This window comes from Pseudomonas sp. PDM09 (genome assembly GCF_014852305.1).
Classification (GTDB): domain Bacteria; phylum Pseudomonadota; class Gammaproteobacteria; order Pseudomonadales; family Pseudomonadaceae; genus Aquipseudomonas.
In genome coordinates, this window is the sequence record NZ_JACVBI010000006.1 from 247,732 (window position 1) to 268,099 (window position 20,368).

At 60.1% G+C, this 20,368-nt stretch carries 25 protein-coding genes; 15 read left to right on the forward strand and 10 right to left on the reverse strand.

Going from position 1 to position 20,368, the window contains the following annotated elements; translation table 11 throughout:
• The first annotated feature begins 60 nt into the window (after positions 1 to 60).
• From pyrR to IB250_RS16595, 3 genes are read left to right on the forward strand one after another with little or no spacing between them, the layout of a single operon-like run.
• The gene (gene pyrR, locus IB250_RS16585) at positions 61 to 564 is read left to right on the forward strand and encodes a bifunctional pyr operon transcriptional regulator/uracil phosphoribosyltransferase PyrR (RefSeq protein ID WP_007897945.1); all 504 of its coding nucleotides are present in this window, start codon (positions 61 to 63) and stop codon (positions 562 to 564) included.
• Positions 565 to 591: 27 nt separating this feature from the next.
• On the forward strand, positions 592 to 1,596 hold the full coding sequence (locus tag IB250_RS16590) for an aspartate carbamoyltransferase catalytic subunit (protein ID WP_123500233.1): 1,005 nt from the start codon (positions 592 to 594) through the stop codon (positions 1,594 to 1,596).
• On the forward strand, positions 1,593 to 2,864 hold the full coding sequence (locus IB250_RS16595) for a dihydroorotase (RefSeq protein WP_123500235.1): 1,272 nt from the start codon (positions 1,593 to 1,595) through the stop codon (positions 2,862 to 2,864). The genes IB250_RS16590 and IB250_RS16595 overlap by 4 nt, the downstream gene beginning before the upstream one ends.
• Before the next feature lie 112 nt (positions 2,865 to 2,976).
• Here IB250_RS16595 and IB250_RS16600 read toward each other — a convergent pair whose 3' ends face one another.
• Complete coding sequence (locus IB250_RS16600) at positions 2,977 to 3,408, reverse strand: NINE protein (RefSeq protein ID WP_192344910.1); 432 nt, start codon at positions 3,406 to 3,408, stop codon at positions 2,977 to 2,979.
• A gap of 250 nt (positions 3,409 to 3,658) precedes the next feature.
• On the opposite strand from IB250_RS16600, the gene IB250_RS16605 reads away from it, so the two are divergent.
• On the forward strand, positions 3,659 to 4,282 hold the full coding sequence (locus IB250_RS16605; RefSeq protein WP_192344911.1) for a C40 family peptidase: 624 nt from the start codon (positions 3,659 to 3,661) through the stop codon (positions 4,280 to 4,282).
• Positions 4,283 to 4,414: 132 nt separating this feature from the next.
• Here IB250_RS16605 and IB250_RS16610 read toward each other — a convergent pair whose 3' ends face one another.
• Positions 4,415 to 5,449, reverse strand: coding sequence for a type IV pilus twitching motility protein PilT (locus IB250_RS16610; RefSeq protein WP_192344912.1), 1,035 nt, complete (start codon positions 5,447 to 5,449; stop codon positions 4,415 to 4,417).
• A 56-nt stretch (positions 5,450 to 5,505) separates the two neighbouring features.
• Here IB250_RS16610 and IB250_RS16615 point away from each other — a divergent pair, with 56 nt between their 5' ends.
• From IB250_RS16615 to IB250_RS16660, 10 genes are all read left to right on the forward strand, one after another.
• On the forward strand, positions 5,506 to 6,192 hold the full coding sequence (locus tag IB250_RS16615) for a YggS family pyridoxal phosphate-dependent enzyme (protein ID WP_192344913.1): 687 nt from the start codon (positions 5,506 to 5,508) through the stop codon (positions 6,190 to 6,192).
• A gap of 36 nt (positions 6,193 to 6,228) precedes the next feature.
• On the forward strand, positions 6,229 to 7,047 hold the full coding sequence (gene proC, locus IB250_RS16620; RefSeq protein ID WP_192344914.1) for a pyrroline-5-carboxylate reductase: 819 nt from the start codon (positions 6,229 to 6,231) through the stop codon (positions 7,045 to 7,047).
• 24 nt (positions 7,048 to 7,071) lie between these two features.
• A complete protein-coding gene (locus tag IB250_RS16625; protein WP_192344915.1) occupies positions 7,072 to 7,659 on the forward strand; it encodes a YggT family protein in 588 nt (195 codons plus the stop codon).
• Positions 7,659 to 7,949 carry a DUF167 domain-containing protein gene (locus tag IB250_RS16630; protein ID WP_183680893.1) on the forward strand — a complete coding sequence of 97 codons (291 nt, stop codon included), beginning with the start codon at positions 7,659 to 7,661 and terminating at the stop codon, positions 7,947 to 7,949. The genes IB250_RS16625 and IB250_RS16630 overlap by 1 nt, the downstream gene beginning before the upstream one ends.
• A 187-nt stretch (positions 7,950 to 8,136) precedes the next feature.
• Positions 8,137 to 9,276, forward strand: a complete 1,140-nt coding sequence (metX, locus tag IB250_RS16635; RefSeq protein ID WP_123500247.1) for a homoserine O-succinyltransferase MetX — start codon at positions 8,137 to 8,139, stop codon at positions 9,274 to 9,276.
• A 7-nt stretch (positions 9,277 to 9,283) separates the two neighbouring features.
• On the forward strand, positions 9,284 to 9,904 hold the full coding sequence (gene metW, locus IB250_RS16640) for a methionine biosynthesis protein MetW (RefSeq protein ID WP_052964988.1): 621 nt from the start codon (positions 9,284 to 9,286) through the stop codon (positions 9,902 to 9,904).
• A gap of 26 nt (positions 9,905 to 9,930) precedes the next feature.
• A complete protein-coding gene (locus IB250_RS16645) occupies positions 9,931 to 10,365 on the forward strand; it encodes a DUF4426 domain-containing protein (protein ID WP_052964987.1) in 435 nt (144 codons plus the stop codon).
• Positions 10,362 to 10,958, forward strand: coding sequence for an RdgB/HAM1 family non-canonical purine NTP pyrophosphatase (rdgB, locus tag IB250_RS16650; RefSeq protein ID WP_192344916.1), 597 nt, complete (start codon positions 10,362 to 10,364; stop codon positions 10,956 to 10,958). Before IB250_RS16645 ends, rdgB begins: the two co-directional genes overlap by 4 nt.
• Entirely contained in the window at positions 10,955 to 12,160 is a 1,206-nt protein-coding gene (gene hemW, locus IB250_RS16655) for a radical SAM family heme chaperone HemW (protein WP_225603567.1), read from the forward strand. The genes rdgB and hemW overlap by 4 nt, the downstream gene beginning before the upstream one ends.
• 9 nt (positions 12,161 to 12,169) lie before the next feature.
• Positions 12,170 to 12,493, forward strand: coding sequence for a DUF3392 domain-containing protein (locus IB250_RS16660; RefSeq protein ID WP_007897907.1), 324 nt, complete (start codon positions 12,170 to 12,172; stop codon positions 12,491 to 12,493).
• A 131-nt stretch (positions 12,494 to 12,624) separates the two neighbouring features.
• Here IB250_RS16660 and trmB read toward each other — a convergent pair whose 3' ends face one another.
• The 4 genes from trmB to IB250_RS16680 all read right to left on the reverse strand — a co-directional run bounded on the left by trmB (position 12,625) and on the right by IB250_RS16680 (position 14,877).
• Complete coding sequence (trmB, locus tag IB250_RS16665) at positions 12,625 to 13,350, reverse strand: tRNA (guanosine(46)-N7)-methyltransferase TrmB (RefSeq protein ID WP_123500253.1); 726 nt, start codon at positions 13,348 to 13,350, stop codon at positions 12,625 to 12,627.
• A 9-nt stretch (positions 13,351 to 13,359) separates the two neighbouring features.
• On the reverse strand, positions 13,360 to 14,154 hold the full coding sequence (locus IB250_RS16670; protein ID WP_008068101.1) for a thiazole synthase: 795 nt from the start codon (positions 14,152 to 14,154) through the stop codon (positions 13,360 to 13,362).
• A 60-nt stretch (positions 14,155 to 14,214) separates the two neighbouring features.
• Entirely contained in the window at positions 14,215 to 14,415 is a 201-nt protein-coding gene (thiS, locus tag IB250_RS16675; protein WP_007897898.1) for a sulfur carrier protein ThiS, read from the reverse strand.
• Between the two features lie 90 nt (positions 14,416 to 14,505).
• Positions 14,506 to 14,877 carry a DUF423 domain-containing protein gene (locus tag IB250_RS16680; protein ID WP_192344917.1) on the reverse strand — a complete coding sequence of 124 codons (372 nt, stop codon included), beginning with the start codon at positions 14,875 to 14,877 and terminating at the stop codon, positions 14,506 to 14,508.
• Between the two features lie 74 nt (positions 14,878 to 14,951).
• On the opposite strand from IB250_RS16680, the gene mtgA reads away from it, so the two are divergent.
• Positions 14,952 to 15,674: a monofunctional biosynthetic peptidoglycan transglycosylase gene (gene mtgA, locus IB250_RS16685; protein ID WP_192344918.1), complete on the forward strand. Its 723-nt coding sequence runs from the start codon at positions 14,952 to 14,954 to the stop codon at positions 15,672 to 15,674.
• Positions 15,675 to 15,880: 206 nt separating this feature from the next.
• On the opposite strand, the gene rpoH is transcribed toward mtgA, so the two are convergent.
• The 4 genes from rpoH to ftsY form a co-directional block, all read right to left on the reverse strand.
• Positions 15,881 to 16,735, reverse strand: coding sequence for an RNA polymerase sigma factor RpoH (gene rpoH, locus IB250_RS16690; protein ID WP_007897890.1), 855 nt, complete (start codon positions 16,733 to 16,735; stop codon positions 15,881 to 15,883).
• Between the two features lie 113 nt (positions 16,736 to 16,848).
• Positions 16,849 to 17,877, reverse strand: a complete 1,029-nt coding sequence (gene ftsX, locus IB250_RS16695) for a permease-like cell division protein FtsX (protein ID WP_192344919.1) — start codon at positions 17,875 to 17,877, stop codon at positions 16,849 to 16,851.
• A complete protein-coding gene (gene ftsE / locus IB250_RS16700) occupies positions 17,874 to 18,545 on the reverse strand; it encodes a cell division ATP-binding protein FtsE (RefSeq protein ID WP_018928694.1) in 672 nt (223 codons plus the stop codon). Before ftsE ends, ftsX begins: the two co-directional genes overlap by 4 nt.
• Entirely contained in the window at positions 18,542 to 20,083 is a 1,542-nt protein-coding gene (gene ftsY / locus IB250_RS16705) for a signal recognition particle-docking protein FtsY (protein ID WP_192344920.1), read from the reverse strand. The genes ftsE and ftsY overlap by 4 nt, the downstream gene beginning before the upstream one ends.
• Positions 20,084 to 20,368 lie beyond the last annotated feature (285 nt).

The following is a 20,368-nucleotide window of genomic DNA, read 5'->3' on the forward strand; positions in this document are numbered from 1 at the left end:
AGCTACAACCCGAGCCACCCCTCAAGCGGCATCCGGCTCGGGACAAAGAAGGAGCAAACCATGAGCCTGCCCAATCCCGCCGAACTGATCAGCCAGATGGCGATCCGTCTCAAGGCTTATCTGGAAAACCGTGGCATCAGTGAACCGCGCTATATCGGCATTCGGACCGGTGGCGTCTGGGTCGCGCAGGCGTTGCTCGATGAACTGGGCAGCGATTCGCCCCTGGGCACTCTGGACGTTTCGTTCTACCGCGACGACTTCAGCCAGAACGGCCTGCACCCACAAGTACGCCCATCGGCGCTACCGTTCGAGATCGAAGGCCAGCACCTGGTACTGATCGATGACGTGCTGATGAGCGGTCGGACCATCCGCGCTGCAATGAACGAACTCTTCGACTACGGCCGCCCGGCCAGCGTGACGCTGGTATGCCTGCTGGACCTGGACGCCGGTGAACTGCCGATCCGGCCGAACGTGGTTGGGGCGACTCTGTCGCTGGCGGCCCATGAACGAGTGAAACTGTCCGGCCCGGAACTCAAGCTCGAACTTCAAGACCTCGCCCTTTAATTCGCCCTATTGAGAGTCCCCCTCGCGATGACGCCTCTAGAAACCAAGCGCCCGCTGCAGCTCAATGAACAGGGCCAGCTGCGCCACTTCCTCTCGCTCGACGGTTTGCGCCGCGAGCTGCTGACGGAAATCCTCGACACCGCCGACTCGTTCCTCGAGGTTGGCGCCCGGGCGGTGAAGAAAGTCCCGTTGCTGCGCGGCAAGACCGTGTGCAACGTGTTCTTCGAGAACTCCACCCGCACCCGCACCACCTTCGAACTGGCGGCCCAACGGCTGTCGGCCGACGTGATCACCCTGAACGTGTCGACGTCGTCGGCGAGCAAGGGCGAAACCCTGCTCGACACCCTGCGCAACCTGGAAGCCATGGCCGCCGACATGTTCGTCGTGCGTCACGGTGATTCCGGCGCGGCGCACTTCATCGCCGAGCATGTTTGCCCGCAAGTGGCGATCATCAACGGCGGCGACGGCCGTCATGCCCACCCGACCCAGGGCATGCTCGACATGCTCACTATTCGTCGGCACAAGGGCGGCTTCGAAAACCTTTCGGTGGCCATCGTCGGCGACATCCTGCATTCGCGGGTAGCGCGCTCGAACATGCTGGCCCTGAAAACCCTTGGCTGCCCGGACATCCGCGTGATTGCGCCGAAAACCCTGCTGCCGATCGGCATCGAGCAATACGGCGTGAAGGTGTACACCGACATGACCGAAGGCCTGAAGGACGTCGACGTGGTGATCATGCTGCGCCTGCAGCGTGAACGTATGACCGGCGGCCTGCTGCCGAGCGAAGGCGAGTTCTACCGCCTGTTCGGCCTGACCACCGCGCGCCTGGCCGGGGCCAAACCGGATTGCATCGTCATGCACCCGGGGCCGATCAACCGCGGGGTGGAAATTGAGTCGGCGGTGGCCGACGGCCCCCACTCGGTGATCCTCAACCAGGTGACCTACGGCATCGCGATTCGTATGGCTGTGCTGTCCATGGCCATGAGCGGGCAAACAGCCCAGCGCCAATTCGAGCAGGAGAACGCCCAGTGAAGCTCAGCATTCTCGGCGCACGCGTTATCGATCCGGCCAGCGGCCTGGATCAAGTGACTGATATCCACGTTGAAGCCTGCAAGATCGTCGCCCTCGGCGCCGCTCCGGCAGGTTTCGTTGCAGTAGACACCATCGACGCCAAGGGCTTGGTGGCGGCCCCGGGCCTGGTTGACCTGAACGTCGCCCTGCGCGAGCCGGGTTACAGCCGCAAAGGCTCGATCGCCAGCGAAACCCGTGCCGCCGCTGCCGGCGGCGTGACCAGCCTGTGCTGCCCACCGAAAACCAAACCGGTGCTGGACACCTCCGCCGTGGCCGAACTGATCCTCGACCGCGCTCGCGAAGCCGGCAACACCAAAGTCTTCCCGATCGGCGCCCTGAGCAAAGGCCTGGATGGCGAACAGCTGGCCGAACTGGTCGCCTTGCGCGATGCCGGCTGCGTGGCCTTCGGCAACGGTCTGGAGAGCTTCCGCAACACCCGCACCCTGTGTCGGGCGCTGGAATATGCAGCAACGTTCGATCTGACCGTGATCTTCAACTCTCAGGACCATGATCTGGCCGAAGGTGGCTTGGCTCACGAAGGTCCGACGGCGAGTTTCCTCGGTTTGCCGGGCATTCCGGAAACCGCTGAAACCGTGGCCTTGGCCCGGGACCTGCTGCTGGTCGAGCAAAGCGGCGTGCGTGCGCACTTCAGCCAGCTCACCAGCGCCCGCGGTGTGGCGCTGATCGCCCAAGCCCAGGCCCGTGGCCTGAAGGTCACGGCGGACGTGGCGTTGTATCAACTGATCCTCACCGACGAAGCGCTGATCGACTTCAGCAGCCTCTATCACGTCCAACCGCCGCTGCGCACTCGTGCGGACCGCGACGGCCTGCGGGCAGCGGTGAAGTCGGGGGTGGTCTCGGCCATTTCCAGCCATCACCAGCCCCATGAACGCGATGCCAAACTGGCGCCGTTCGGTGCCACCGAACCGGGCATCAGCAGTGTTGAACTGCTGCTGCCGCTGGCGATGACCTTGGTGGAAGACGGTTTGCTCGACTTGCCGACGCTGCTCGCACGCTTGGGCGCCGGTCCTGCCGAAGCGTTGCGTTTACCAGCGGGCAAATTGGCGGTGGGAGGGCCGGCAGATATCGTGCTGTTCGACCCTGCGGCCTCGACCGTGGCCGGTGAGAACTGGTTGTCGAAGGGCGAAAACTGTCCGTTCATTGGCCATAGCTTGCCGGGTGTGGTGCGTTACACCCTGGTGGATGGACGGATCAGTCACCAGGCTTAACACCGCGCTGCCTGCATTCGCGAGCAAGCCCGCTCCCACACTTGACCTTCAGCGAACACAGAATTTGTGTACGACCGAAAACACATGTGGGAGCGGGCTTGCTCGCGAAGGCTTACTGGAAGGCGCCTCTGTTCTGCGCGTTGCGAATCGACACCTGGTCATTCAACGTCCAGAAGTCATACAACACCCCCAGAAAGAACAACCCGCCTGTCACCAGATACAGCAACCCGCTGATCCATTTTCCCTGATACATCCGGTGCACACCGAATACCCCCAGAAACGTCAGCAGAATCCACGCAACGTTGTATTCGATCGGGCCAGCGGTAAAGCGCAGGTCCGCTTCACGGTCCATGGAGGGGATCAGAAACAGGTCGATCAACCAGCCGATACCCAGCAAACCGAAGGTAAAAAACCAGATCGTCCCGGTCACCGGCTTGCCGTAATAGAAGCGGTGAGCCCCGGTAAAACCGAAAATCCACAACAGGTAACCAATCACTTTGCTGTGTGTGTCTTGCTCTGAAACGGGGTGTTGATAGGTGTTCATGGATGACCTCGACTCACACGATAGAGAAATATTCTTGAATTCTTTGTGACTTTTTTACAGGCGGCCGACATACGGCAAATGCTAACTTCATTCCTGCCAAAGCCTTGTAATACCTGACTTTTGTCAGACAACCCACGTCAACTTTGCCGATTTTTAGTTCCGCGGCCCGCCGTTTGAATCGACCAACGGCCTCGGAAGGGCCAAAAAAGCTGTTATAAAGTTGCGCGTTCACCCATATGAGCCTTGCCTAATGCGTCCATTTTTCAAGACATGGCTAACCATTTGCCTATTATTGCCCCTGGCCGCCCACGCCACCAATCGTGAGCAACGTCTTCCTAGCGTTAATGGTTACACCCCAAAATCCCACGTTTCTGCTCCTTCAAGCAAAAACAACAAACAGACAGTAAAACGCTCCAGCCAACTGAGCAGCGTAAACAGCAAGCTGGTACCGCCGATGGCCAGCAAGGAAAGCAGCAACGTGTTGAGTCGCGCGGTAAACGTGCTCGGTACGCCTTATCGTTGGGGCGGCAGCAGCCCAAGTAAAGGGTTCGATTGCAGCGGTCTGGTGAAATACGCGTTCAACGACGCTACGTTTGACTTGCCCCGCACCTCGAACGCCATGGCCAGCGGCCATGGCGAGAAGGTCGATCGCAACGATCTGAAACCAGGCGACCTGATTTTCTTCAACATCAAGAGCCGCCGGGTCAATCATGTTGCCATCTACCTGGGCAACGACCGCTTCATCCACGCACCCCGCCGTGGCAAGTCGGTGAGCATCGACACCCTGAAGAAACCGTATTGGGAAAGCCACTACGTGGTTGCCAAGCGGGTTCTGCCGAAAGAACAGAACGAATTGCGGGTTGTTCAGCGCTGATCCGACACTGATCGTTCCCACGCTCTGCGTGGGAACGCAGCCCGGGACGCTCCGCGCCCCCCCTGCCAAAGCGGAGGCGGAGCGTCCATTGAGGCATCCCCACGCAGAGCGTGGGAACGATCAACTTCCCCCTTAAAAATTATCCGGCGAGCGCGCCTTCTCCCGCGCATGCTCGCGACTGATCACGCCCTTGGTCACCAACTCCTTCAGGCACATATCCAGCGTCTGCATCCCCAGCGACCCTCCAGTCTGAATCGACGAATACATCTGCGCCACCTTGTCTTCGCGGATCAGGTTACGGATCGCCGAAGTGCCAAGCATGATTTCGTGGGCGGCAACTCGCCCGCCGCCGATTTTCTTGATCAATGTCTGCGAAACTACCGCCAGCAATGACTCGGAAAGCATCGAGCGCACCATCGATTTTTCGTCGCCCGGAAACACGTCCACCACCCGGTCGATGGTTTTCGCCGCCGACGTGGTGTGCAGCGTGCCGAATACCAGGTGACCGGTCTCGGCGGCAGTCAATGCCAGCCGAATAGTCTCCAGATCACGCATCTCCCCCACCAGAATCACGTCCGGGTCTTCGCGCAGGGCCGAGCGCAGCGCCGTGGCGAAGCTGCGGGTATCACGATGGACTTCGCGCTGATTGATCAGGCATTTGCGCGATTCGTGGACGAACTCGATCGGGTCTTCGATGGTGAGGATGTGGTGATGGCGATGGTTGTTCAGGTAGTCGATCATCGCCGCCAATGTGGTGGACTTGCCCGAACCGGTCGGGCCGGTCACCAGCACCAGACCCCGGGGGGCTTCGGTAATCTTGCGAAACACTTCCCCCATCCCCAGATAGTCCATGCTCAGCACCTTGGACGGAATGGTCCGGAATACCGCGCCCGCACCCCGATTCTGGTTGAAGGCATTGACCCGAAAACGCGCCACGCCGGGCACTTCGAAGGAAAAGTCGGTTTCAAGATGCTTCTCGAAGTCCACCCGCTGGAGGTCGTTCATGATGTCGTAGATCAGCTCATGCACTTCCTTGTGATCCAGAGCCGGCAGGTTGATGCGTCGCACATCGCCGTCGACACGGATCATCGGTGGCAGGCCGGCGGACAGGTGCAGGTCAGATGCGCCTTGTTTGGCGCTGAAAGCCAGCAGCTCAGTGATATCCATAGCGCTCCTCAATTCCAGTAGAATGCCGCGAACCTTCAGACCGCTGGCGCCTCTTGATGTCCACGATAGCAGACAACATTCTTCAGGTTAGTTCACGCATCCAGGCAGCAGCCAAAGCCGCCAACCGCGATGAGAACAGCATCCAGCTGCTGGCCGTGAGCAAGACCAAGCCCGCCGAAGCCCTGCGGGAAGCGTATGCCGCCGGCCTGCGCGATTTTGGCGAAAACTACTTGCAGGAAGCGCTGAGCAAACAGCTCGAATTGGCCGACCTGCCCTTGATCTGGCACTTCATCGGCCCCATTCAATCGAACAAGACTCGCGCTATCGCCGAGCATTTCGACTGGGTGCATTCCGTGGATCGCTTGAAAATCGCACAACGGCTGTCCGAACAACGCCCTGCCGATTTGCCTCCCTTGAACATCTGCATCCAGGTCAACGTCAGTGGTGAAGCCAGCAAGTCTGGATGCACCCCTGCCGATTTACCCGCCCTGGCCAATGCCATCAGCGCCCTGCCGCGTTTGAAATTGCGCGGTTTGATGGCGATTCCCGAGCCGACTGAAGATCGCGCCGCCCAGGATGCCGCCTTTGCTGCCGTGCAGAGCCTGCAAGCCAGCCTGAACCTGCCACTCGACACACTTTCCATGGGCATGAGCCACGACCTCGAGTCGGCCATTGCCATGGGCGCCACTTGGGTCCGCATCGGAACGGCCCTGTTTGGTGCCCGCGACTACGGCCAGTCTTGAAACAATGGCTGACACCTCTCTTTATAAGGACCTGACATGAGCAAGACTCGTATTGCCTTTATCGGAGCCGGCAACATGGCCGCCAGCCTGATCGGCGGCCTGCGCGCCAAAGGTCTGGACGCCACGCAGATCCGCGCCAGTGATCCGGGTGAACAAACCCGTGCCCGCGTGAGTGCCGAACACGGCATCGAAGTGTTCGCCGACAACGCCGAAGCCATTCGGGGCGTGGACGTGATCGTGCTGGCGGTCAAACCCCAGGCGATGAAAGCCGTGTGCGAAGCCATTCGCCCAAGCCTTGCGCCGAATCAACTGGTGGTCTCGATTGCGGCCGGCATCACCTGCGCCAGCATGAACAACTGGCTTGGCGCCCAGCCTATCGTGCGCTGCATGCCTAACACCCCGGCGCTGCTGCGTCAGGGCGTGAGCGGTTTGTTCGCCACCAGCGAAGTGAGTGCCGCACAACGCCAGCAAGCTGAAGAGCTGCTGTCGGCGGTTGGCATTGCCCTGTGGCTGAACGAAGAACAGCAACTGGACGCGGTTACCGCCGTTTCCGGCTCGGGCCCTGCGTATTTCTTCCTGCTGATCGAAGCCATGACCGCCGCGGGCGTGAAGCTCGGCCTGCCAGCGGACATCGCCGCGCAACTGACCGTGCAAACCGCTTTGGGTGCTGCACACATGGCAGTCGCAAGCGATGTCGACGCGGCTGAACTGCGTCGTCGCGTGACGTCGCCTGCGGGCACCACCGAAGCGGCAATCAAGTCGTTCCAGGCCGGCGGCTTCGAAGCGCTGGTCGAAAAAGCCCTCGGCGCCGCTGCGCACCGCTCGGCCGAGATGGCTGAGCAACTCGGTCGCTAATCAGCTCTTACAAAGGAATCAATGATGCTCGGACTCAATGACGCTGCCATTTTCATCATCAAAACCTTGGGCAGCCTGTACCTGCTGATCGTGCTGCTGCGCTTCATCCTGCAACTGGTTCGGGCGAATTTTTACAACCCGCTCTGCCAGTTCATCGTGAAAGCCACTCAACCGCTGCTCAAGCCCCTGCGCCGGGTCATCCCGAGCATGTTCGGGCTGGACATGTCGTCACTGGTACTGGCGCTGATCATTCAGATGCTGCTGATTGCGGTGATCCTGCTGCTCAAAGGCTTCATGGTCGACTGGCTGTTCCTGGTGCCGTGGGCGCTGATCGCGCTCTTCTCGCTGTTTTTGAATATTATTTTCTGGGCGATGATTATCAGCGTGATTCTGTCCTGGGTCGCCCCGGGGAGCCACAACCCGGGTGCAGAGCTGGTTGCTCAGATCACTGAACCGGTACTCGCCCCGTTCCGTCGGATCATTCCGAACCTGGGCGGCCTCGATATCTCGCCGATCTTCGCGTTCATCGTGATCCAGTTACTGCAAAGCTGGCTGATCCCGCGCCTTGCGAACTTCGCCCTCATGCCGATGGGGCTGCTCGGCCTGATCTGATGAGCTATTTTCGCTGGGACGGTGATGACCTGATTCTGGAATGTCACCTGCAACCTGCGGCCCGCAGCGATGATTTCTGCGGGCTGCATGGTGATCGCCTGAAGATCCGCCTGACCGCACCGCCGGTTGAAGGCAAGGCCAATGCGTACCTGATGGCGTTTCTGGCCAAGGCGTTCGGGGTTTCGAAGAGTCAGGTGAGTTTGATCAGCGGAGAGCTGAACCGGCAGAAACGGGTGCGGATTTGTTCGCCGAAGAAGCTGCCGGATTTGCCGGATCTCACCCTCCCCTGATCGTTCCCACGCTCCGCGTGGGAATGCAGCCCGGGACGCTCCGCGCCCCAGCCGAAGCGGACGCAGAGCGTCCAGCGAGGCATTCCCACGCAGAGCGTGGGAACGATCGTTAACGGTGGGGAAGTTAGCTTGCTGCTAGGGTCAGCGGTCTTTAGACTTACGCCTCATTTCAATGAGAGCAGGGTCGATGCCAGCTGCCTTCCCCCCCGATTCTGTTGGTCTGGTGACGCCGCAAGTGGCGCACTTCAGTGAACCCCTGGCCTTGGCCTGCGGACGTTCGCTGCCCGCTTATGACCTGATCTACGAAACCTACGGCACGCTGAACGCTACGGCGAGCAACGCTGTGCTGATCTGCCACGCCTTGTCCGGTCACCATCACGCTGCCGGCTTCCACAGCCCCGACGATCGCAAACCCGGTTGGTGGGACAGCTGCATCGGCCCCGGCAAGCCGATCGACACCAACAAGTTCTTCGTGGTCAGCCTGAATAATCTCGGCGGGTGCAATGGTTCCACCGGCCCCAGCAGTGTCAATCCGGAAACCGGCAAGCCATTCGGCGCCGACTTCCCGGTACTGACCGTGGAAGACTGGGTCCACAGCCAGGCGCGTCTCGCCGACCTGCTCGGCATCCACCAATGGGCGGCGGTGATCGGCGGCAGCCTCGGCGGCATGCAGGCCTTGCAGTGGACCATCACCTACCCGGACCGCGTGCGGCACTGCCTGGCCATCGCCTCGGCACCGAAACTGTCGGCGCAGAACATTGCGTTCAACGAAGTCGCACGCCAGGCGATCCTCACCGACCCGGAGTTCCACGGCGGCTCGTTCCAGGAAGCAGGTGTAATCCCCAAGCGCGGGCTGATGCTGGCGCGGATGGTCGGGCACATCACGTACCTGTCCGACGACTCCATGGGCGAGAAATTCGGTCGCGGCCTGAAGAGCGAAAAGCTCAACTACGACTTCCACAGCGTCGAGTTCCAGGTCGAAAGCTACCTGCGCTATCAGGGCGAAGAGTTTTCCGGACGTTTCGACGCCAACACCTACCTGCTGATGACCAAGGCACTGGACTACTTCGACCCGGCGGCGAACTTCGACGATGACCTGGCGAAAACCTTCGCCAATGCCCAGGCCAGGTTCTGCGTGATGTCCTTCACCACCGATTGGCGCTTCTCCCCTGCCCGCTCGCGGGAACTGGTGGACGCGCTGATGGCGGCCAGGAAAGACGTCTGCTACCTGGAGATCGACGCTCCGCAAGGCCACGATGCCTTCCTGATTCCGATCCCGCGTTATTTGCAGGCCTTCAGCAATTACATGAACCGTATAGCGCTTTGAGGAAGACATGAGAGCCGATCTGGAAATCATCCAGGAATGGATCCCCGCCGGCAGCCGCGTGCTCGACCTCGGTTGCGGTGATGGCGAGTTGCTGACCTGGCTGCGTGACCACAAACAGGTCACCGGCTATGGCCTGGAAAACGACCCGGACAACATTGCCGAGTGCGTGGCCAAGGGCATCAACGTCATCGAGCAAGATCTGGACAAGGGCCTGGGCAACTTCGCCAGCAACAGCTTCGACATCGTGGTCATGACCCAGGCCCTGCAAGCTGTGCACTACCCGGACAGGATCCTCGACGAAATGCTGCGCGTCGGTCGCCAATGCATCATCACCTTCCCCAACTTCGGTCACTGGCGCTGCCGCTGGTACCTGGCGAGCAAGGGCCGGATGCCGGTTTCGGAGTTTCTGCCATACACCTGGTACAACACGCCGAACATCCACTTCTGCACTTTCGAAGACTTTGAAGCGCTGTGTCGCGAACGTGAAGCCAAGGTCATTGATCGGCTTGCCGTGGATCAACAGCATCGGCATGGGTGGGCCAGTAAGCTATGGCCTAATCTGTTAGGTGAGATCGGCATCTACCGCGTCAGCAGTCCCGGTCTGCCGGACCACAAGGTCGCGGTCTGAATCACGACACTTCGAGGAGAACGATCATGGGTCGTCTAGCACTGTTTTTACTTACTGCCTGCCTAAGCGTCACCGCCATGGCCGCCGATGTTATCAAAGGCGAGCGCAAGGAAACCTTTGGCGACGTGACGGTGCATTACAACACCTTCAATTCCACCTTCCTGACGCCGGATATCGCCAAAGCGGCGGAGCTGACTCGCAGCAAGAATCAGGGCGTGATCAACGTCTCGGTACTCAAGGAAGGTAAACCACAGACGGCTCAGGTGAGCGGCACGGTCAAAGACCTGACCAGCCAAAGCATCCCGCTGAAGTTCAAACAGATCACCGAAACAGGTGCGGTGTACTACATCGCCCAGTTCCCGGTGGATCAGCAGGAAATCCGCACCTTTGACATCAAAGTGCAGACCGGCGACAAAACCAACACCATCAGTTTCCAACAAGAGCTTTTCCCTGGCCAATGATGAATTTCACCCAACTCGTACTGGCCAGCCACAATGCCGGCAAACTCAAGGAACTCCAGGCCATGCTCGGCGAATCGGTGCACTTGCGCTCGATCGGCGAGTTCAGCAGCGTCGAGCCTGAAGAAACCGGCCTGTCGTTCGTCGAGAACGCCATTCTCAAGGCACGCAATGCCTCGCGCATTTCCGGGCTGCCTGCATTGGCCGACGATTCGGGGCTGGCGGTGGATTTCCTCGGCGGAGCACCGGGCATTTATTCGGCCCGTTACGCCGACGGTAAGGGCGATGCGGCGAACAACGCCAAACTGCTCGATGTCTTGAAAGATGTGCCCGAAGCCGAGCGCAGTGCGCAATTCGTCTGCGTGCTGGCATTGGTGCGTCATGCCGACGATCCGTTGCCGATCCTCTGCGAAGGCCTGTGGCATGGGCGCATCCTGACCCAGGCCAGCGGCGAACACGGCTTCGGTTACGACCCGCTGTTCTGGGTGCCGGAGCGCGAGTGCTCCAGCGCCGAGCTTAAGCCCAGCGACAAGAACCAGATCAGTCACCGCGCCCGTGCAATGGATCTGCTGCGCCAGCGTCTGGGCCTGAAATGACCCATGACTCGTCCGCGTCGCCGCTGATCTTCGGCGGTGCCGCCCAATCGCCTCGAGCGCCCCTGCCCGTGCTGCCGCCCCTGGCGTTGTACATCCACATTCCATGGTGTGTACGCAAATGCCCTTATTGCGACTTCAACTCCCACACCGCCAGCCCCGTGCTGCCGGAAGAAGAATATGTCGACGCCCTGCTGGCCGACCTCGATCAAGACCTGCATGCGGTCTATGGCCGTGAGCTGAGTTCGATCTTCTTCGGTGGCGGCACGCCAAGCCTGTTCAGTGCCAAGGCGCTGGGTCGCCTGCTCAAGGGCGTCGAGCAACGAATTCCGTTTGCCAGCGACATTGAAATCACCCTGGAAGCCAACCCCGGAACCTTCGAGCAGGAAAAGTTCGTCGCTTACCGGGCGCTGGGCATCAATCGCCTGTCGATCGGCATCCAGAGCTTTCAGGAAGAGAAACTCAAGGCCCTGGGGCGGATTCACAACGGCGATGAAGCCGTGCGTGCCGCCGGCATGGCCCGTCAGGCCGGTTTCGATAACTTCAATCTGGACCTGATGCATGGTTTGCCCGATCAGTCGCTGGACGACGCCCTGAACGACCTGCGCCAGGCCATTGCCCTGAAGCCGACGCACCTGTCCTGGTATCAGCTGACGCTGGAACCGAACACGGTGTTCTGGAACCAGCCGCCGACGCTGCCGGAAGACGACACCCTGTGGGACATTCAAGAGGCCGGTCAGGCGCTGTTGGCCGAACACGGTTACGCGCAATACGAAGTCTCGGCCTATGCCCTGCCCGGTCGTGCGGCGCGGCATAACCTCAATTACTGGAGTTTCGGCGACTTCATCGGCATCGGCGCCGGCGCCCACGGCAAGCTCAGCCATCCGGACGGGCGCATCGTGCGCACCTGGAAAACCCGCCTGCCGAAGGACTACCTCAATCCGGCCAAAAGCTTCAAGGCTGGCGAGAAAGCGCTGCCCGATGAAGAACTGCCGTTCGAGTTCCTGATGAACGCCTTGCGCCTGACCGAGGGCGTCGAAGCTCGGTTGTATCCGGAGCGCACCGGGCTGTCCCTGGAAAGCCTCGCCGAAGGCCGTCGCGAAGCCGAACAAAGTGGCTTGTTGCAGGTCGAACCGTCACGTCTGGCCGCCACGCTGCGCGGACAACTCTTTCTCAATGACTTGCTGCAAAAATTTCTGACATAAGGAAATCGAATGGATCTGGTACTCGACCTGCTCGCCACCGTGTCACGCTGGAGCCGTAGCAACCTGTCGGAAATCTCGCTGGCGCTGGTGGGCTGCCTGCTGGTGCTGTTTGGCGCCGACATCAAGGGTTGGGTCGACCAACGCCTGGGCAGCATCGCCGGCGCTTTGCGCGTCCCGCTGATGGCCCTGCTGTGCATGGTCGGCAGCGGCGTGGCGTTGATCTATGCAACGCCATGGATCATCAAAGGCCTGAGCCAGTTCAACAACTACAGCCTGGCGCCGGTGTTGTTGGTGGTGCTGGTGTTGATTGGCGTGGTCGCTGATCGCCGCTGACTTCAGTTACAACCGAAAACAACTGTGGGAGCGAGCCTGCTCGCGATAGCGGTCAGACAGTCAACGAAGATGTTGAATGTTGTGACGCTATCGCGAGCAGGCTCGCTCCCACAGTTTTTACAGCGTTGTACTTAAGACTGTTTTTCGAACTTCAGATCCCACACGCCATGCCCAAGGCGTTCGCCGCGGCGTTCGAACTTGGTGATCGGGCGCTCGGTCGGGCGCGGGACGCATTTGCCGTCTTCGGCGAGGTTGCGATAGCCCGGCGCGACGTTCATCACTTCCAGCATGTACTCGGCGTACGGTTCCCAGTCGGTGGCCATGTGCAACACACCGCCGACCTTCAACTTGCTGCGCACCAGCTCGGCGAACGACGCCTGAACGATACGACGCTTGTGGTGACGGCTCTTGTGCCACGGGTCCGGGAAAAACAGCATCAGGCGATCGAGGCTGTTGTCGGCGATGCAACGGTTGAGCACTTCGATCGCATCGCAATCGTAGACGCGCAGGTTGGTCAGGCCCTGGGTCAGCACGCCATTGAGCAGCGCACCGACACCCGGACGGTGAACCTCAACGCCAATGAAATCCTGCTCCGGCGAGGCCGCGGCCATTTCCAGCAGCGAATGGCCCATGCCGAAGCCGATTTCCAGCGAGCGCGGCGCCGAGCGTCCGAACACCTGATCGAAGTCCACCGGCGCATCGGCCAAAGGCAGTACGAACAGCGGGGTGCCTTGGTCCAGACCACGTTGCTGGCCTTCGGTCATGCGCCCGGCGCGCATCACGAAACTCTTGATGCGGCGGTGTTGGCGCTCGTCGCCTTCTTCCATCTGGATAGGCGTGTCGTTCGATTCAGTCATCAATGGCTCTTACTTGATCAGACCATCCAGCGGCGAGGAGGCGCTGGCATAGAGTTTTTTCGGCATGCGGCCGGCGAGGTAGGCCAGACGGCCCGCAACGATGGCGTGTTTCATGGCTTCAGCCATCATGATCGGCTGCTGGGCATGGGCGATGGCCGAGTTCATCAGCACCGCTTCACAGCCCAGTTCCATGGCAATGGTGGCGTCGGAGGCAGTACCGACACCGGCATCCACCAATACAGGAATCTTGGCTTCTTCGAGGATGATCTGCAGGTTGTACGGGTTGCAGATTCCCAGGCCTGTACCGATCAGACCGGCCAGCGGCATCACCGCGATAACGCCGATTTCCGCCAGTTGACGGGCAATGATCGGGTCATCGCTGGTGTAAACCATCACGTCGAAACCTTCCTTGACCAGCACTTCGGCGGCCTTGAGGGTTTCGATCACGTTGGGGAACAGGGTTTTCTGGTCCGCCAGCACTTCCAGCTTCACCAGGTTGTGGCCGCCGAGCAGCTCACGGGCCAGGCGGCAGGTGCGCACAGCCTCGGTAGCGTCGAAGCAACCGGCGGTGTTAGGCAGGAAGGTATAGCGATCGGGCGACAGGACTTCGAGCAGGTTCGGTTCGCCCGGGTTCTGGCCGAGGTTGGTGCGACGCACGGCGAAGGTGACGATCTCGGCACCCGAGGCTTCGATGGCCAGGCGGGTTTCTTCCATGTCGCGGTACTTGCCGGTGCCTACCAGCAAACGCGACTGGTAAGTACGACCGGCCAGGACGAAGGGCTTGTCGCTACGAACGATGCTCATGGGAAATCCTCTGTAGGGGTGAGGTTCTTGCAGAATTCTGTGCCCATCAGGGCCAGGCGACTAGCCGCCGCCGATGGCATGGACCACTTCAACGGAATCGCCGTCGTTCAGCGTGGTTTCTGCGTGCTGGCTGCGCGGGACGATATCCAGATTGAGCTCGACCGCCACCCGGCGCCCGGTCAGTTCCAGACGGGTCAGCAGGGCCGCAACGGTTTCACCGTCGGGCAGTTCAAGGGATTCGCCGTTCAATTGAATGCGCATACCGAATGCCGCCATCATTTTTAGGGGCTGGCATTCTAGCCCGATCAGGCAAGTCGACCCAAGCCATTCGTCACGAAATGGACCGCGTGGTCAGCTCAACCGCCAGGCGGCAAGCCCCAGGCAAACCCAGCCGACCAGGAACGCCAGGCCACCGATGGGCGTAACGATCCCGAGCTTGCTGATGCCGGTGATCGTCAGCAGGTACAGGCTGCCGGAAAACAACAGAATGCCGATAGCAAAGGATGCGCCGACCCAAGTAATCAGTCGACCGGGAATTTGCGTGGCGAGCAGCGCTACACCCAGCAGCGCCAGGGTATGCACCAGTTGATAGGTGACGCCCGTATGGAAAATCGCCAGGTACTCGGCACTCAGGCGGCTTTTCAGGCCATGGGCGGCGAATGCGCCCAAGGCAACACCGGTGAAGCCGAAAAAAGCAGCCAGCATCAGGAAGCCACGCAACATGAAGAACTCCAGTCAGACTCGATCAACAGGGTCTGTATAATGGCCGGCTCAACGGGTTCGGCCAAGCCATCTCTATGCTGCAGTTAATTCTCCGTCGTTTCACAAAGGCCCTGCTCTGGTTCGCGGCTGGCAGCGTATTGCTGGTGTTGCTGTTTCGGGTGGTGCCGCCACCGGGAACGGCGTTGATGGTCGAGCGCAAGATCGAATCCTGGTTCGACGGCGAACCCATCGATCTGCAACGCACCTGGAAACCCTGGGATGAAATCTCCGACGACCTGAAAGTCGCAGTGATTGCCGGTGAAGATCAGAAGTTCCCCGAGCATTGGGGCTTCGATTTCGGCGCAATTCAGGCAGCGTTTGCGCATAACGAGCGCGGCGGCTCGATTCGTGGTGCCAGCACTCTGAGCCAGCAAGTGTCGAAGAACCTGTTTCTGTGGTCTGGCCGCAGCTGGCTGCGCAAAGGCCTGGAGGCCTGGTTTACCGGGCTGATCGAGGTGCTCTGGCCCAAACAGCGGATTCTTGAGGTGTACCTCAACAGCGTCGAGTGGGATGAAGGCGTGTTTGGCGCCGAAGCGGCGGCTCGGCATCACTTTGGTGTAGGCGCTCGCTCGATATCCCGACAGCAGGCAAGTTTGCTGGCTGCGGTACTGCCAAACCCGCGGGTGTGGAGCGCCAGTCATCCAACCTCTTACGTTGCAAGACGGGCCGGGTGGATTCGCCAGCAGATGAGTCAGTTAGGTGGGGATAGCTATCTGCTCGGCCTCAACGATTCGCGCCGGGCACCTTGGGCTCAGTAACCACTCACGATTTTTCGGGCACTACAGAACCCTGTGGGAGCGGGCTTGCCCGCGAAGGCGTAGTGCCAGTCGACATCAATGTTGAATGATCAGCCGTCATCGCGGGCAAGCCCGCTCCCACAGGGACCAAGGCGAAGCTGAAAAATGGGCACCAACAAAAACGCCCCGATCAATGATCGGGGCGTTTTTTATTGCCGGCGCGCAGGTTATGCGGCGATCGACAACTTGAGCTTGTTCATCGCGCTCTTCTCGAGCTGACGAATACGCTCGGCCGACACGTTGTACTTCTGCGCCAGGTCGTGCAGCGTAGCTTTTTCTTCTGCCAGCCAGCGCTGGTAGAGGATGTCGCGGCTGCGGTCGTCCAGCACTTCAAGCGCTTCGTGCAGGTTGTGGTTTGAGTTGTCGCTCCAGTCGGCGTCTTCCAGTTGACGGGCCGGATCGTACCGGTGGTCTTCCAGGTAGTTGGCCGGCGACTGGAATGCACTGTCGTCGTCCGCTTCAGCGGCCGGGTCGAAAGCCATGTCATGGCCGGTCAGGCGACTTTCCATCTCGCGCACTTCCCGCGGCTCTACGCCGAGGCTTTCCGCCACGCGATGGACTTCCTCGTTGTTCAGCCAGGCCAGACGTTTCTTCTGGCTGCGCAGGTTGAAGAACAGCTTGCGCTGGGCCTTGGTGGTCGCGACTTTCACGATCCGCCAGTTGCGCAGGATGAACTCGTGGATTTCCGCCTTGATCCAGTGCACCGCAAAGGACACCAGGCGTACACCCATTTCCGGGTTGAAACGCTTGACCGCTTTCATCAGGCCGACGTTGCCTTCCTGGATCAGGTCAGCCTGGGCCAGGCCGTAGCCGGAATAGCTACGGGCAATGTGTACGACAAAACGCAGGTGGGCGAGCACCATCTGCCGAGCCGCCCCCAAATCCTGCTCATAATAGAGACTCTCGGCCAGTTCACGCTCCTGCTCCGGTGTCAGCAATGGAATGCTGTTCACCGTGTGCACATAGGCCTCCAGGTTCGCACCCGGGACCAGAGCATATGCAGGCTGCAAAGAATTGGTCATACGAAAAAACCTCCGACTTACATAACTCGTGCAGTTCAGCACTGCGAAAATTGACCGGAAACCAAAAGACAAGTTCCCATAAACGCTGAAAGGTCAATACGAGCAAAATGATATTACTTTGGCGCAAGCTCCCGCAGGTGGCGTGCGACTGCAATCCATGCACCGATATACCCCAACAGCACCGCGCCAAGCAAGAGCGATAGACCGTCGGCAACTGGCACTCCGGCCAGCGCAAAATCACTGCCGTACAAACCGGCCAGTCCAACCACCGCGTCGTTCAGCCAGTTCAGGCCGAACGCCAATACACCCCAGGAAAGAATCCCCGCACCAAAGCCATAAAGCGCGCCCATATACAGAAAGGGCCTGCGCACATAGCTGTCAGTGCCGCCGACGAGTTTAATCACTTCTATCTCTGTGCGGCGGTTTTCAATATGAAGACGAATGGTATTGCCTATCACCAAAAGTAATGCAGAAACCAAAAGCACGGTCAGACCGAAGACAAATCGGTCGCCCAGCTTGAGGATGGCTGCCAGACGCTCGACCCAGACTAGATCAAGTTGCGCCTGTTGTACCTTCGGCAATTCGGAAAGTTTTTGTCTCAATGCTTCAAGCGCGGGCTTGTCGACCTCGTTCGGGGTCACCAGGACCACGCCCGGCAGCGGGTTTTCCGGGAGTTCCTTGAGCGCTTCGCCTAGCCCGGACTGCTGCTGGAACTCTTCCAGCGCCTGATCGCGCCCCACGTATTCGGCTTCGGCCACGCCCGGCATGCCCTTGATCTGCTCACGCAATGACTCGCCCTGTTCAGGACTGGCATCGAGTTGCAGGTACAGGGAAATCTGCGCCGCACGCTGCCAGGAACCGCCGAGACGCTCGACGTTACTTAGCAAAAGTGACAGGCCCATCGGCAAGCTGAGGGCAACTGCCATCACCATGCAGGTGAAAAAGCTGCCGATCGGGTGTTTACCCAAGCGGCGCAAGCTGTCCAGCAGACTGGTGCGATGGCTTTCGATCCAGGCACGGAACAGCGTAGGGAAGTCCGGGCCATCGTCATCGTCGCGCTTTTTCTTCTGCTGCTGCGGTTGCGGATCGGCGGCTTTCGGGGCCACGCGCTCGGAAACCTTGGGGCTACGTGTTGCACTCATACGCCAGCCTCCCCGTCGCCGATCAATCGGCCACGCTGCAGGGTGAGCATGCGATGACGCATGCGGGCAATCAGTGCCAGGTCGTGACTGGCGATCAGCACGCTGGTGCCCAAACGGTTGATGTCTTCGAACACGCCCATGATTTCTGCCGCCAGCCGCGGATCGAGGTTACCGGTCGGTTCATCCGCCAGCAGCAAGGCCGGACGGTGAACGATGGCGCGAGCGATGCCGACGCGCTGTTGCTGACCGGTGGACAGGTCGCCAGGGTAGAGATCGGTCTTGTCCGAGAGCGCCACGCGCTCCAGGGCCGAATCCACGCGCTTGACGACTTCAGCCTTGGACAGGCCAAGGATCTGCAACGGCAACGCAACGTTGTTGAACACCGTACGATCGAACAGCAGCTGGTGATTCTGGAATACCACGCCGATTTGCCGACGCAGGAACGGAATCTGCGCATTGCTGATGGTGCTCAGGTCTTGCCCTGCCAGCAGCAATTTGCCGGTGGTCGGACGTTCCATGGCCAGCAGCAGGCGCAACAAGGTGCTTTTACCGGCGCCGGAATGGCCGGTGACAAACAAGAATTCGCCCCGACGGACTCGAAAACTCAGCTCATGCAAGCCGACGTGACCATTCGGGTAGCGTTTACCGACCTGTTCGAAACGAATCATGAACGCTCCCGCTCGGCAAACAATGCCTGGACAAAGGGTTCTGCTTCAAAAGTACGCAAATCATCGATGCCTTCGCCGACGCCGATATAGCGAATCGGCAAGCCAAACTGCTTGGCCAGGGCGAAAATCACCCCACCCTTGGCAGTGCCGTCGAGTTTGGTCAGCGCCAGGCCAGTCAGTTCGACGGTCTGGTTGAATTGCTTGGCCTGGTTAATGGCGTTCTGGCCGGTACCGGCGTCGAGCACCAACAGCACTTCGTGCGGCGCATCGGTGTCGAGCTTGCCGATCACCCGGCGAACCTTTTTCAGTTCTTCCATCAGGTTGTCTTTGGTGTGCAAGCGACCGGCGGTGTCGGCGATCAGCACGTCAATACCACGGGCCTTGGCGGCCTGCACGGCATCGAAGATGACCGAAGCCGAGTCGGCGCCGGTGTGCTGGGCGATTACCGGGATCTTGTTGCGCTCACCCCAGACCTGCAATTGCTCGACCGCGGCGGCGCGGAAAGTATCACCGGCGGCGAGCATGACTTTCTTGCCTTCCAGCTGCAGCTTCTTCGCCAGTTTGCCGATGGTGGTGGTCTTGCCGGCGCCGTTGACGCCCACCACCAGAATCACGAACGGCTTGTTCTGCGAGTTGATTTTCAGTGGCTGCTCGACGGGCTTGAGCATCGCCGCCAGCTCAGCCTGCAAGGACTTGTACAACGCGTCGGCATCAGCCAGCTCTTTGCGGGCGACTTTCTGGGTCAGGCGCTGAATGATCACCGACGTCGCTTCGACGCCGACATCGGCGGTCAGCAGACGGGTTTCGATGTCTTCGAGCAACTCGTCATCGATGATTTTCTTGCCGAGGAACAGGCTGGCCATGCCCTCGCCAATGCTGGCGCTGGTCTTGGACAAGCCTTGTTTGAGACGGGCGAAGAAACCAGCCTTGGTCTCTTCGGTTCGCACCGGCTCGACCGGAGTTTCGACGGGTGCAGGCGTGGTGGCGACAGGAGCGATAACCGGTGCAGGTGCAGGTGCAGGTGCAGGCTCTGGCGCTTGAACAATCGGAGCAACCGGAGCAGGAGCAACAAATGCCGGCGCTACAGGCTCTGGAGCAACCGGTGCAGGCTCGGCCACGAACACAGGTTTAACCACCGGCTCAACCACTGGCGCCTGAACCGGCTCAGGCGCAAACGCAGTCGGGGCCGGGATCGGCGGCGTGATATGAGCTGCTTGCTCATCTTCGACCAATGCCACCGGCTCTTCCGCCACCGGCAACGTCAGCCACGGCTCGGCGGCAGGCGTCAGCGGCAACGGGGCCACGACTACGGTTTCAGGAACAGGCGCAGGCTCGGCCGCGGATTGCAGCACCGGCTCGGCGATCGGCAGGGCAACCGGCGCGGGCGCTTCTTCCACGACTGGCGCAGGTGTTGGCTCAGGAAGTGGTTGTGGCTGTTCGACAACGGGTTCCTGCGGCTTTTTGCGCAGCCATCCGAACAGGCTTTTCTTCTCGCCAGCCGCAGCTGGGGTCTTCTTGTCGTCGTTGGAACCAAACATGGAGGACGGCTATCTCACGGTAGCGACGCGCCAAAGGGCGCCTCGGCAATAAATAATTCGATGCAGAACAGACTGCGATTCATCCAGCTTGTTCACGCGCAACATTTTGTCGAGGTACCAACGGCACCTCAAAGGTTGATTAATACGAAGGACTGGAACGGCATCGTCGGCGAAAACGCAGAGTTTAGCTGACAAACTCAAAGCCCAAGCCGTAAACCCATACAACCTGATCAAACGTAAAGGCCTGATAGGCGTGGCCGCCAGTAAAACGGATCAGTATCCTAG